The organism is Candidatus Gracilibacteria bacterium, from assembly GCA_028687475.1.
In the GTDB taxonomy this organism is placed as follows: Bacteria; Patescibacteriota; Gracilibacteria; order BD1-5; family UBA2023; genus STC-74.
Window position 1 is genome coordinate 253,487 of sequence record JAQUAB010000001.1, and the last position, 13,800, is coordinate 267,286.

At 38.8% G+C, this 13,800-nt stretch carries 14 protein-coding genes and 1 pseudogene; 3 read left to right on the forward strand and 12 right to left on the reverse strand.

All coding sequences use genetic code 25. The features are described 5' to 3' along the window. The first annotated feature begins 6 nt into the window (after positions 1-6). Genes PHY14_01260 through PHY14_01270 form a run of 3 tightly spaced genes read left to right on the forward strand, consistent with a single transcriptional unit; the run spans position 7 to position 2,846 of the window. A complete protein-coding gene (locus PHY14_01260) occupies positions 7-780 on the forward strand; it encodes a dihydrofolate reductase family protein (protein MDD2693541.1) in 774 nt (257 codons plus the stop codon). Continuing rightward, positions 764-2,017, forward strand: a complete 1,254-nt coding sequence (locus tag PHY14_01265) for a glycosyltransferase (GenBank protein MDD2693542.1) — start codon at positions 764-766, stop codon at positions 2,015-2,017. The genes PHY14_01260 and PHY14_01265 overlap by 17 nt, the downstream gene beginning before the upstream one ends. Then, positions 2,007-2,846, forward strand: coding sequence for a glycosyltransferase family 2 protein (locus tag PHY14_01270; protein MDD2693543.1), 840 nt, complete (start codon positions 2,007-2,009; stop codon positions 2,844-2,846). Before PHY14_01265 ends, PHY14_01270 begins: the two co-directional genes overlap by 11 nt. Here PHY14_01270 and PHY14_01275 read toward each other — a convergent pair. The 12 genes and pseudogenes from PHY14_01275 to PHY14_01330 form a co-directional block, all read right to left on the reverse strand. After that, positions 2,843-3,814, reverse strand: a complete 972-nt coding sequence (locus tag PHY14_01275; protein ID MDD2693544.1) for a glycosyltransferase — start codon at positions 3,812-3,814, stop codon at positions 2,843-2,845. The two genes, PHY14_01270 and PHY14_01275, sit on opposite strands and share 4 nt — an antisense overlap. 5 nt (positions 3,815-3,819) lie before the next feature. Continuing rightward, positions 3,820-4,809, reverse strand: coding sequence for a glycosyltransferase (locus tag PHY14_01280; protein ID MDD2693545.1), 990 nt, complete (start codon positions 4,807-4,809; stop codon positions 3,820-3,822). Further along, entirely contained in the window at positions 4,802-5,701 is a 900-nt protein-coding gene (locus tag PHY14_01285; GenBank protein MDD2693546.1) for a glycosyltransferase, read from the reverse strand. Before PHY14_01285 ends, PHY14_01280 begins: the two co-directional genes overlap by 8 nt. Position 5,702: 1 nt before the next feature. After that, positions 5,703-6,434 carry a class I SAM-dependent methyltransferase gene (locus PHY14_01290; GenBank protein MDD2693547.1) on the reverse strand — a complete coding sequence of 244 codons (732 nt, stop codon included), beginning with the start codon at positions 6,432-6,434 and terminating at the stop codon, positions 5,703-5,705. A gap of 342 nt (positions 6,435-6,776) precedes the next feature. Further along, on the reverse strand, positions 6,777-7,547 hold the full coding sequence (locus PHY14_01295; protein MDD2693548.1) for a nucleotidyl transferase AbiEii/AbiGii toxin family protein: 771 nt from the start codon (positions 7,545-7,547) through the stop codon (positions 6,777-6,779). Further along, on the reverse strand, positions 7,541-8,155 hold the full coding sequence (locus PHY14_01300; GenBank protein ID MDD2693549.1) for a hypothetical protein: 615 nt from the start codon (positions 8,153-8,155) through the stop codon (positions 7,541-7,543). Before PHY14_01300 ends, PHY14_01295 begins: the two co-directional genes overlap by 7 nt. Before the next feature lie 128 nt (positions 8,156-8,283). Next, a complete protein-coding gene (gene rfbD, locus PHY14_01305) occupies positions 8,284-9,303 on the reverse strand; it encodes a dTDP-4-dehydrorhamnose reductase (GenBank protein MDD2693550.1) in 1,020 nt (339 codons plus the stop codon). Between the two features lie 516 nt (positions 9,304-9,819). Beyond that, positions 9,820-10,353, reverse strand: a pseudogene (gene rfbC, locus PHY14_01310) (dTDP-4-dehydrorhamnose 3,5-epimerase). 3 nt (positions 10,354-10,356) lie between these two features. Continuing rightward, positions 10,357-11,229, reverse strand: coding sequence for a glucose-1-phosphate thymidylyltransferase RfbA (rfbA, locus tag PHY14_01315; protein MDD2693551.1), 873 nt, complete (start codon positions 11,227-11,229; stop codon positions 10,357-10,359). A gap of 22 nt (positions 11,230-11,251) precedes the next feature. Further along, positions 11,252-11,971, reverse strand: a complete 720-nt coding sequence (locus PHY14_01320; GenBank protein MDD2693552.1) for a glycosyltransferase family 2 protein — start codon at positions 11,969-11,971, stop codon at positions 11,252-11,254. Then, complete coding sequence (locus PHY14_01325; GenBank protein ID MDD2693553.1) at positions 11,972-12,367, reverse strand: GtrA family protein; 396 nt, start codon at positions 12,365-12,367, stop codon at positions 11,972-11,974. Next, positions 12,333-13,799 (reverse strand): hypothetical protein, encoded by a 1,467-nt coding sequence (locus tag PHY14_01330; protein MDD2693554.1) that lies wholly within the window; start codon positions 13,797-13,799, stop codon positions 12,333-12,335. Before PHY14_01330 ends, PHY14_01325 begins: the two co-directional genes overlap by 35 nt. Position 13,800: the final 1 nt, after the last annotated feature.

Consider the following 13,800-nt stretch of genomic DNA (forward strand, 5'->3'; position numbering starts at 1 on the left):
AAAAGTATGATAATCCTGCTTGGTGAGAAAAGAAAACTGGAAAAATGGGGGGAAAAAGATAGAATCGAAAGTATGAACCGAACAAGAAATACATTATTCCTCCTCTCAAGTATTGATGGAAAGATTTCTTTATCAGATACAGATAATCTAGACTATGATAAAGATCTTCCGAACATAAAAACAGTAAAGGAATGATTGTACCAATATTATAATTTGGAACAACAAACCGACTTATATTCTCTAAATTCAGGAAGAGTACTTGCAAAAATAGGAATAAATAATCCAGTTGAGCATATAGAAGAATTACCTGTTAGCTTTATTGTAATCGATAATAAACCTCACCTTACTCAACAATGAATAGAGAACCTCATAAGAAAGAGTACAACTCTTTTTATCGTTACAACAAATAAAAATCATCCAGCATTTCAACAAAAAACAAAGAACTTGGAAATTATTTATTATGAGGATAGTATTGATTTTAAGGATCTATTTGAGAAATTACATAATGAATTTAGGATTGATAATATCACAATTCAAAGTGGATGAAACCTCAATAGTGTCTTTTTGAGAAATTGACTCATTGATAAACTATCCTTAGTAATTGCCCCTATTTTGGTTGGAGGAAATTCTACACCTTGAATAATTTGAGGAAAACCAATCTCATCCATCAATGAACTTTGAGATATCTGAATACTAAAGTTAGATGATGTAAAAATCCTAGAAAACTCATACCTTCATCTCAATTATTCAGTAATATCCAATAATGAATCCCAAAAATAAACGTATCGCCATTATCGCCGACTGGCTCATCGACTTCTGATGAGCAGAACTCGTTATCTCGCATCTCTTAGAACTTTTTCCTAATGCGGATATCTATACGAGCGTCTGCTTCATGGATCATCCGATGCTCCAGTGAAGAAATGTATATACGAGTTGGCTCCAGAAAATCCCATTTCTGAACCGCAAACACAAACTCGCAGGAATTCTCAGACCTTGGGCATTTCGGAGTTTTGATCTCTCAGGATACGATGTAGTAATCTGTTCGAGTAGTGCGGAGAGTAAACAAGTAGCAATGGGAAAGTGGAAAAATAAAGATAATTTGTCATTCTCCGAAGGAGAATCTCTTCCTAGAAAAAAAGGGATCCTCGCTACGCAAGGATGACAAAAAGATAACCAAAGACCGAAAGTCATCGTCTACTGCCATACACCGACGCGCTACTATTGGAGTCATGCGAAAGAATATGAAGATATGATGGAATTCGGATGGATGAATCCTTTTGTGAAGTTCGTATTCCGTCTCGTGAAGAACTGGATGCAGAAGGTAGACTTTGCTGCTGCACAACGAGTAGATTACTTTATCGCAAACTCCAAAACTACAGCGGAGAGAATCAAGACGTATTATAATAGAGAAAGTGAGGTGATATATCCGGGGGCACCTCACCCCAGCCCTCTCCTACAGGAGAGGGGGTTTCAGGTACCGCTTCCCCTCTCTGAAGGAGAGGGGACCGAGGGGTGAGGTGGATATTATTTCGGCATGAGTCGATGTATCCCTTACAAGAAGCTCGATCTCCTCGTCGATGCATTCAATGCGAATGGGAAGCAGCTCATCCTCGCCACCAATACAGACAATCTCCTCTACCGTGAGCTCTGTGAGAAGTCGAAGGACAATATCACTTGGGTATTCAATCCTCCGAAGGAAGAAAAGTTGAAACTTTACACTGAGACAAAAGCATTTCTCTTCCCTCCAGAAGAAGATTTCGGACTGGTACCAGTCGAGGCGATGATGAGCGGAACTCCCGTGATTGCCTATGGTCGGTGAGGAGGAACTGAATCTGTCATCGACGGCGAGACAGGAATATTTTTCTCACCGCAAACTCCAGAAGCACTCAATGAAGCCATCGAAAGATTCGAAACACTGGAATGGGATACAGAGAAAATCCAAGCCCGAGGAATGGAGTTCTCGAAAGAAAACTTCCAGAAAAAGATACTCACCTTCATAGAAAATCATGCACAATAACCCCCTCGTCTCGATCCTCATCGTCGCCTACAATCCTGGAGAATACCTCAGATATACACTCCAGTCTTGTATCGATCAGACGTATGCGAATACGGAAATCCTCATTCTCGACAATGCTTCGAGCGAGGATATTTCGAAGTATTTCCCGAAAAGTGAGAAAATCCGACTCATCAAAAGCGAGAAAAATCTCGGTCCCTACAATGGACTCAATCTCCTCCTCGAAAAAGCACAATGAGAATACATCGCTATCCAGGATCATGACGATATCTGGCATCGGGAAAAACTCGAAAAACAGGTACATTTTCTCGAATCACATGACGAATACGTCGGATGCGGGACAAAGACCGTGATGTACTATGAAGCGGATAAGAAGTATTTCGAATACATGCTCGGACATGCGAATTACTATACGATCCATCCATCATTCGTCTTCCGAAATAATGGAAAATTCCGATATGACACTGCGAATGAATATTTCTGCGACGCGTATTCTGTGAAGAAACATCTCTGCCACGGAGAAAAACTCATCCACAATCTCGACGAATCGCTCACGCTCCATCTCGTGAAGAAATCTAGCGGGAACTATAGTTATAAATGGTATACGCTCTCCTGGAAAAATCTCAGACGAGCCTATGAACTCCATTCTGTGAGCTATGCAACCCTCACCACTCTCTGGGAAATCATGCGAAAAATCGTCTATCCGATTTTGAATTTTTGTAAGCTCGGAAACTGGGTGAACCCGATTGAACGAATCCCCTTCCGACTCTTCGGGAACGAGATAAAAACCACTCAGTGAAACGAGTGGTGGAAGAAATATGTGAGAGATTAATCTCCTCTCCGAATCAGTGTTCGGAGAATTTTTTTGCCGAGAAAGGCAGGAATCACAAGGAATCCGAGGATTCCGATTTTATAGTGCAACTTATAGAATGGATGAAACTTACATGCGTCAAGAAAATATTTCCATGCTTCTTTTTTTTGTCCATGTTCGAGTGCGAAAATCGCAAATGTGATGGAAAGCCAAGATTTTTTGGTCTTGTATACAGTTTCAGGAATCTGTCCTTCTCGAAAAACCAGATCAATCCATCGACCCAGATCTCCTGAAGTGCCACCATTTGCACCGGAGAGATTCCCGCCATGACGTCGATACTGTGTCAATGGTTCATCGATACCATAAACCTGATTTGCAGTTGCCACCTGAAAATAGAAATCATAATCTGCGATGCTATACCGCTTATCTTCCCAGCGAGCAACGACAGGATATTTCTCTATCATTGTGCGACGAACCATCCCCGTACTCCACGAAGCAATCGGTCATGCAGGCAACAGGATAAAATCATTCACCGAAATCATCTCATTCTGGAAAAATGGCACGCCACGATAGTGGAAAAAACTCTCGAGAATCACTGTATCCTGACCATCGATAAAACTCAAGTCACTATACACAAGCTGAACTTCTCTGTATTTCCGGAATACTTCCAATTTTTTCTCGAGATTATCAGGAGTATAGAGATCATCTCATTCGAGAAAAGCAACGAATTCAGATTCTTCCGAAATATGTTCGAGGAGGAAGTTCGTATTTCCGACGATTCCCTTATTGGGAGAATGATGCCAAGCGTGGATTTTCTCTGGATATTTTTTCGTGTATTCTGCTATGATCTTCCATGATGCATCACTCGGAGAATCATCCCCAATGAGCAATTCCCAGTCAGTGAAAGTCTGTGAAAGAACAGACTCAATGGTCTGTGCGATGAATTTCTCGTGATTGTATGTAGTCGTGATGATGGAGACTTTAGGCATATTGTTTAGTTATCACTTCGTTTGATTATTTGCTTCAGGATGTATTTCCCTATTCGTGATGGAATGCATAAAAATATTCCGATAGCTATTTTGTAATGGAATCCATACCAGAAATCTTCTCGAAAAGCGAGACGGAGATTATCCCAAGCATCCTTCTTCAGTCCATGTTCGAGAGAAAAAATCGCAAAAGATATGTAGATGTATGCTGTCTTTTGGCGAGCGGTTTTCGCTCCGATAAATCCTTGTCGAATATATTCTGCTGTTCTATCTCTCATATAGAGAATATTTGCGTCTCGCTGAGAACGAAGAGTTTCTCTTCCTACACGAGAAACATTATTGGAATGGCGACGATAGAGTGTGAGTGGTGTACGAATTCCGTATATAGGAAATCGTACAGAAATATTGAAATAGAAATCACAATCTCCTGCATCCATAGGAAAGATTTCATTAATCTGAACCGTCTGAAATATTCATTTTCGCACCATTCCTGTACTCCACGACACAATCGGACCTGCAACCTGTCTGAAATATTCATCTCCAGATACTCGAGTATCCTGATAAAAAGGACAACCTCGATGATTCAGATAACCCTCTACAAGAATCTTTCCTCGAATATCAATATAACTCAGATCGCTATATACGAGTTGTACTTCTCTATATTTTCAGAATATTTCGAGTTTTTTCTCGAGGTTATCTGGTGTATACATATCATCCCCTTCGAGAAAAGCGATGAATTCGGATTGAGGATGCGCATTCTCGATGAGAAAATTCATATTCCCTACAATTCCTTTATTTAGACTATGATGCCATGCCTTTATTTTTTCTGGATATTTCTCGGTGTAATTCTGGATAATATTCCATGTCGCATCATCGGGAGAATCATCGCCAATCAGAAGTTCCCAGTCAGTGAAAGATTGAGACAAAACGCTTTCGATAGTTTGTGAAATAAAATCCTGATGCTTGTATGTAGTAGTGATGATGGAGACCTTAGGCATTGTACTTTTTTCAGAATAAGAAATAGGCAATCTTGAAGATATATAAAACTATCGGCATTGGCAAGAAAATAACGAGAAGGATCTTTGCTCGTAGTATGAAGCGTACAGATATGTATGGGTTCAGGCAATATATGAGAGTTTTTCATTTTTGCAAAATCCCCATCCGAAAATATGCATCGATGAGTTGGAGATAATCCGTTCCAATATTGGTTGTACCACGAGAGAGATTGGTGCTATGCTGACGATAATGTACGAGACTCTCATCGAGATAATACACGAGATAGCGTGTCACACATTGGAAATAAAAATCCCAATCTGACACAGAATAATTCTTCTCATCTCCGAGATTCCGTATCCTACATTCATTGAGGATATTTCTTCGCACCATTCCACTGCTGTAGGAGAATATCATAGATCCGTTCTCGAAACAAGTGAAATATACTCACTGAATCTCACACGATGGAATCGGAGGCTTCGGATACAGGTTTTTCTGCGTGATGTTTCCTCACGCATCGATGAGACTCACTTGTGGATAGACGAGCATCACTTCAGGCATTTCTCTGAAAATCGCCAACCTCTTCTCGAGGTTATCTGGTGTATACATATCATCCCCTTCGAGAAAAGCTATATATTCGCTCTCAAGACTTACTTTTTCAAGTAGAAAATTCATATTTCCAACAATTCCTTTATTTGGACTATGATGCCATGCCTTTATTTTTTCTGGATATTTCTCGGTGTAATTCTGGATAATATTCCATGTCGCATCATCGGGAGAATCATCGCCAATCAGAAGTTCCCAGTCAGTGAAAGTCTGTGAAAGAACAGACTCAATGGTCTGTGCAATGAATTTCTCGTGCCTGTATGTAGTGGTGATGATGGAAATTTTTGGCATATTATTTTCTCGCTATAGTAACAATCTCGAATGTTGTGATAGCATCATTCAGATATCCAAGTGATCGGAGCAATAATCGAGCAAGAAAACGCACGACTCTCTGATAATATTCAAAGAATATATAGGGAAAAGTCGAATTATAGTGACTGATATTTTCTTTCTGGAATCCAACACTCAATAACTGCTGACTCATCGATCCAGAAGAATAAAGCGTCTTGTGAGTCAGGTCAGCATATCGCCCAAATGCAGAAGAAAACAGGGAGCCCGCATTGGGCATAATATTCAACCATATGCCTTGTGTTTTGAGCGCGTGATAAATTTTTTCTGCCATTTCTCGTCCATCTTCTGGTGTCAAATGTTCATATACATGAGACATGAATATGAGATCGAAAGTATCTCCATTATTCTGTAAGAATTCTAATACATCTCCGTCAGAAAACTGGTACCCTGGAAATGTATTTTTATTGGAGTCTATGGCTACAGAATCAAAATCAAATCACGTATAGTCTGTAAATCATTCTCTCCGAAGATATTCTGCGAATGTTCATTGTCCACATCCAATTTCGAGAATTCGTATATTTCGATCGAGGGGATTGATAAGTTTCTGGAAATTAGCTCGGAGAGATCGTATGCGGATTTCGAGAGCGCGATCACTTGCTTTTTCAGAATTCTGATATCCTCCATGATTTTTATAATAATTGGTATAGTCATTTTTGTTCATATGTGTAGCCATAAATAATAAATTTAGGAATTACGAAGATATTTTTTTAATCCTTCTTTCCAATCAGGAAGAAGAACGACTGAATCATTCTTCAGGATACTCCACGATGGTCGTTTTGCTTTCGTCGGATATTCTGAAGAGGTACAATTAAGAACAGGAACTTCCTTTTCAGGGAACTGAGAGATCTTTTTTGAAAATCTACATTTGCAAAAAGTTTACGTGCATTTCATTTTTCCCGTTATCTTAAGCCCTCAGCCCCCAAAGTCAAACTAAATACTCTACTACCCCTTCCAACTCAGACATTTCTGTTTGATGTTGATATAGGCAAATCCATCGGAGAGAATCCCTTCTTTTCTATAGTCCTTCTACAAATTCCTTAAACCCTAGTACTCTTCGTACTTCATCCGGATTTATCAGAAAAGGACTGACATCATCCGCCATCTCCGGGAGAGATATCGTTTTGCAGAAATCAAGTAACGTCTTTTTGAGCTCAATAGTATTTTTTATTCCGGTTTTGGCTCACAAATAATCAAAATCAGGGAGAGTGAATCTATAGAGAAAAACTATATCGAATATATCTCTTCATTTTGTTCTCTTTCTGTCTATGAGAGCATGGATTTTCTTCGAGAGAATGATATCCACAGGACATACATTGATCAGCTTATAGACATCGAATTTATCGATGATTTTTTTATCAGATGCATATTGATAATCTTGTTTTACTGTATCTATTTGTATGAGTATTTTCTCGTCATCGAGTTCAGAGAATCCGAGTTCTCTGAGTATTTTCGGGAGTCGTATATAGCATCTGTAAGCTCATTTGTAGACATTCTTGATCTCCACTTCGTATCAGAGTTTCTGGAGTTCTCATTTCACGACCCGAGAGAGTCATTCGAAATCTTCCTCGGACAGAGAGAAATTATCAAAATCCAAATCTTCGGAAAATCTCGTAGAGTGGTGAATGAGTCGAATGGCGGTTCATCCGAGAAAAGAGAGATGCGCAGCATATTTCGAGGAAAAAATAATATCCAATATCGTGTATTGGAGATATTCCTTGAGAATAAATTGTTCAAATATTTTTTCTTTACCCGAGTAAAAAGAGGTAATATATTCCAGATTTATCATGCTATGAATTTTAGGAGAAGATGTGCCATTTCTATTACTGTCTTTTTACCGAACATATTAGCGTATTTTATGAGCTTTTCTTGGTCTATTTTTTCTCTGAGAACTGCTTCATTGAGGCGTAATCCCTCGAAATCTTCCGTGCATTTTATGTGAGTATTGAGATATAGATAATCGATGATTGCTTTTTCTCGTTCAGCTATGAGAAATTTTGTCTGATCGATAGTGATTATTTGATATCACCAAAACAGAGTAGGATTGATTTTCTTGTAAGTAAAATGAGAAAAGTCTGTGTCAAAATGAGCAGTTTTATTCGTGGAAACAGCAGTGATACTGAAAGTTTGCTCAGGAATAAATCAATAATAGGAAAATGCGCTTTCGAGCGATATATAACTCGGAGCATATATCGTATTCGATGTTTTGAACAACAAATTCTGATTTATTTTCGTATTTCCATAGAGATAAAATCCTCGAATAATCTGCTTGATGTATCCAGATTTTTTCCAGTCTGAGAGTTTTGATTTGTTGAACTTATCATCCAGCATCTTCAAGTCACTGATCCCAAAAACCTGGAGTGTTGCAAGATTGTGTTGAATTTCTGTATATTTCATTTCTCTTAGATATAGAAAAGTATAACTAATAGAATTATAAAAAAATATTATAGAAGTCAAGATATAAGTATAATTCGAACTCTATTTCTCGTATCACTCCCAAGTAGACTCCTATTGTTTGATGACTATTACTGTTTTAGATACATTCTCAACCCCTCCTTCCAATCCTGAAGTCGAATTTCTGAATCATTCTTCAGAATACTCCACGATGGTCGTTTCGCTTTCGTCGGATATTCTGAAGAAGTACAATCAATCACATTTGTATCTTTTCAGGTCAATTGGAATATTTCTCTCGCGAAATCTGCCCAGGTAATAGAATTCGTTTTTTGTGATTCGTTTTTTGTAGATTCATCACAAGAATTCGAAAAATGGAAAATTTTTCCTTCATATTCTCGTTCTTCGATATTCTCAATCACTTCTACAAGAGCTTGAGATAGATCCACACACGAAGTCGGAATCCCATGCTGATCAGAAACTACTCTGAGCTCAGACTTGCTTTCCGAGAGCCGAAGCATTGTATTCACGAAGTTTTTAAAAATTCGTTTTTGGTTTTTTGCCTCCATCTTATCACTCATATCTCATCACTCATATCTCATCACTCATATCTCTCATCCATAGAGCCAACTCGTTCGCACGATGATTGTTCTCGGATTTTCTGATAGTGCGAGTTTCTCACCGAGATATTTGCTCATCCCATACGCTCCGATTGGACTACATTCATCGGATGGTAGATATCCTTCTGATTTCTCTCCGTCGAAGACATAATCCGTCGAAATCGTGATGAATTCGGTTCCGAATGCGGAAGTCGCACGAGCGAGGTTATGAACACCAAGAGCATTCACTTCATAACACATTTTCATACCAATACCCTCCGCATCATCGACCGCCGTATAAGCAGCACAATTCAGGAGAATGTCAGGCTCATGAAGTGCGAGACACTGAATCACCGACTCGAAAGATGTGATATCACACTCCGATCTATCCACAGCAACGATATCGAACTTTTCTGATTGGGTTCGGATAAAATCATATGCAAGCATTCCATTTCCTCCCGTGAGAAGGATTTTGATTTTGGGAACCTCCTTTTGAATTGAAGTATCAATGATAGATTGTCTTGACGCTTGTTTTTGTAAATTCTGTTCTTTCATAAAAAGTTTTGATTTTTGAAATATTACTAATATAATTTCTATACATTTTGGGACTTTCCCACAACGCCTTATATCGAAAGATATGAGGCAGATTTTTTATATATACAGATTTTGGAATGATTGTTTGAGAAGAGTAAAGTCCTGAAAATCCAGAGATCCTTGAGGATTTAGGAGACGCCGAGTATCAAAAACGCGCGCTTGATGCAATGCACAATAAATATTTTTTCCTCGATGCCGTAGTCATAAATACCATGTTCAGCTATGTTCTTGCGTCGTTGTGGGAATACCAAGAAATTGATGTTTTGAGAGTTTTTTATAAACAATTACTGGTCGAAGAAACCTATCTCATTTTCCATTCAATTCTGATCCAATATTCTCCCCCATATGACACCACCAAATCTGTCATTCTTTGATTGTAGGAGCTGATTGGATAGCATGCAGTTGTGGTTTTATAGAAAACCATTCTTTCCAATTTTTCTGGAATTCTGAGATAAAAATCTCCGTATTTTGCAATGCTTGGAATGTGGGATTTTCCTGATCTTTCTTCGAAATTTCCAGTTCCTCTATGCCAAACTTTTCCCAATCAATCTGGAGATCTGCATCATTCCAGATAATTCCCCCCTCATATCCTGGGTCATAGATATCATCACACTTGTAGAGAAATTCTGTGTCGTCCTCGAGCGTGAGAAATCCATGAGCAAAACCACGAGGTACATAGAGCATTTTCTTATTCTCTTCTGAAAGGAGAAATCCTTCCCATTTCCCATATGTGGGAGAATCATGACGTAAATCTACAACGACATCATACACTGAACCTGAAACAACACGCACCAACTTTGCCTGAGGTTTTCGAGTCTGAAAATGAAGCCCGCGAAGCACTCATTTCTTCGATTTCGAATGATTATCTTGCACAAAATTCGCAGTGATTCCGATTTTCTCAAATTCGACCGAAGAATACGTCTCCATGAAAAATCCTCTCGAATCTCAAAAAACTTGAGGTTCAATAATGTAACAATCTTGAAGTGATGTTTCTATTTTCTTGAATGCCATAATTTATTTTACAAGTTTCATAAGGTATTTCCCGTATTCGTTTTTCATCATCAGTTTTGCAAGAGCTGCCACTTGATCCCTATCAATCCAGAGCATACGGTAGGCAACTTCTTCTGGTGAGCCAACCTGAAGTCCTTGGCGTTTCTGGATAATCGAGATAAAATTCGCCGCATCCATCATACTCTCATGCGTCCCCGTATCGAGCCATGCATATCCACGATTCATGATCTCCACCTTCAGCTGTCCACGACTCAGATACTCCGCATTCACGGATGTGATCTCGAGCTCTCCGCGATTACTTGGCTTCACATTTTTCGCAATCTGTATGACATCATTGGTATAAAAATAGAGTCCTACAACCGCAAAATTCGACTTCGGTTCTACGGGTTTTTCTTCGATGGAAATCGCATTGTGTCCACGATCAAACTCGACGACACCATAACGTTCTGGATCAGATACTTCGTATCCGAATACCACTGACTTCCGTTCTTGTGTGACGATGCGAACACTCTCGCGAAGGAGGATAGAAAATCCATCACCATGAAAAAGATTATCTCAGAGTACAAGACAGACATCATCTTCACCAATAAACTCTTCACCAATAATAAACGCCTGAGCAAGTCCATCTGGAGAAGGTTGTACCGCATATTCGAGTGAGATTCCCCACTGAGATCCATCACCAAGAAGCCGCTTGAAACCAGGCTGATCTTCGGGTGTGGTGATGATGAGAATCTCTCGAATCCCTGCGAGCATGAGGGTCGTGAGAGGATAGTAGATCATCGGCTTATCATAGATAGGCATGAGCTGCTTCGAGATAGCCATCGTGATCGGATAGAGGCGAGTTCCTGAGCCGCCTGCGAGGATTATTCCTTTCATAAGACTGAAAAATAAATATATATTAAGACTTAAATCTCCATTTTACGATTGCCACCAAAGCTTTGACTCCATCGATCCATTTTATTTTCTTTCATTCGATTGTTTTTCTCGGTGAGTATTGTATTCAGATTTCTCCATAACGAAATCATTTTCGGAGCAAAAGTGTCGTAATCGCTGGCTCCCATTCGAATCCGTTTTCTTCTGGTAAGAGCAAATCTTCTCGCAAATGGGATCGAAACATCTTGTAACACGTTGGTTCATCCGTCACCATTCTTCCAGTAAAAATCGAGGTTACAAATGACACGAAAAGTCCTCCGAGCAAGAAGCTCACGTACGAATAATGAAATCCATTTTCTACGAATCATCGATTGCGAGATCCATAAATCATATCCAGATTTTTCTCCTCGAGAGTCTGAAGCATTTTCGCATAATCATCAGGATTGTATTCGAGATCTGCATCTTGGATGATGAATACATCTCCAGTCGCATGTCGAATTCCTTCTTTGCATGAGAATCATTTTCCTTGATTTTTCGTATTTTTGAGAAGTACGAAACTCGTATGCGGATATTCCTGTCAGATAAATTCTTGGATAATTGGTTCACTTGTATCAGAAGAACCATCATTGATGAGAATAATCTCTTTATGATAATTGAGATTCTGCAATGCAACAATCCTCATCAAAATAGTGTGTATTGTTTTTTCTTCATTGAGAAATGGAATAATGATCGAGAGCTTCTGCATTTATTTGAAATTAAAAAAGTGATTCATCGTGAAATTCCATATGAAGATAATTCACTTGCTCACTATCGCAACATACATGTAGTAAAAGCCGAAATAGCCAACAAAAATGGAAAGAATAATGAGATTGAGTCAGAGTCCAACGAGCTGAAACAAGAGAAATATCATGCCTTGTTTCAGATGATTGCCTCACGGTGCAGAAAAAGTAATGAATTTCTGGAAGAGAAAACCAAATAGAAAGGAAATCACGAACGCACAAACCGCACCAAGAATATAGTGAAAATGAAGTAAATCAACAAAAAAATACAGTGCCGCAAGATCAACTCACGCTGCCAATCATCATCCGATGAAATAACGAAAAATTTTATAAGAGAGAACCTTTTTTGTGATTTTTATCATATAAGAGAATACCGGAAAAAGAAAAAAGAAGAACAAATACCATGGTAAAAACTCGATTCACGGTGGTCTGATTCATGACCCAGAGATAGTTCTCCGTGAAAAGAAAAACCGCAATCAATATACAGAATACAAAAATCGAAGCCAATACGAGGAATAATTTCGGATATATATCTGTGCGCTTTTTCCAGAATGGAACGAAGAGCAAAAACACGACAAATACGAGTGCAATATTGTAATTATCTTCTCAGAAGAAAATCGTCGGAAATACTGAGAATATCTCAGAATGAATGGTATCTGAAAGTCCGATTCCTGTTGTCTGTCCAGCAGCCTGATTGAATCACAATCCATAATAATACTTCAGAAACATCGCTGGTGCTATGAACCAAGCGATAGAACCAAGAAGCGAGAAGAGAGTTTTCTTCTGTGTCAGAACAGAGCGAAAAAATGATATTGCTTGTTTTCTCAGCAATACAATCACGAAGAATGCCAGAAATATCCCGATAAAATATACAACCAATCCATCATTTTTGATATTCGTGAGTATACATCCGAAAAGAAAAGCAAGAAGCAGATTCTTCTCATCTCATTCTTCGAGGAATCTATAGAGAAAATAGACAGTAAATGTGGAGTATAGAGCACATGCAAGATCATAGTATCACTCTACACTATGAAAAAATATCAATGGCAATCCTGTCACGAGAATCGCTGGCAAGAGTGAGAGAAGTAGATTCTGTGTCCTTTCGAAAGTGACGGATACGATAAAAATGAGGAAAAACAGAAAGCCAAAATATTGCCAGAAATTGATGTATATATCATTGAAACTGCCGAGAGAATCAGAAATGAGCGCCTTGTAGATAGGCATGAATATAGGATATCCTTCTCTTCATCGTCCCAATCGTTCCTCCGCTGTCCCGAATATTTCTACTCATCCATCATAATAGATATTGATCGCTGGCTTGTTCCAGTTGCCGAACGAGTCGTCAGCATATGTCGGAAAGTGTGAGGCAAACACAAACCCTACAACCGAAAAAGATACTACAAAAAAGAATCACCAAATAATTATGATTTTCTGAATGAATGACGATTCGCGAAAAGCTCCAAGAAGCGTTTTCCCTGAAAAAGAAATCCTGAGAGTATTCCAATAATTTCGGAATTTTTCTTTTCGGAAATAGAGTTTCGCTATCAGCATACAGGAGAGAATCGCTACCAATACGAGATATTCCATCATTCCTACTCCAAAATAGAGAAACTGAAGATTGAACAATGAATATGCGATTACTCCCGTGCCGATAAAAAATGCAATACTATATAATGCCATTCCTCTGATCCAAGTTCCGAAAAATATCCAGAGAAAAAGTATCCCAGCAATCAGAGGAACAAAAATATTGATACCGATCGCCTCCAGAAGGAGAAGTGATGACGTAGAAAACATA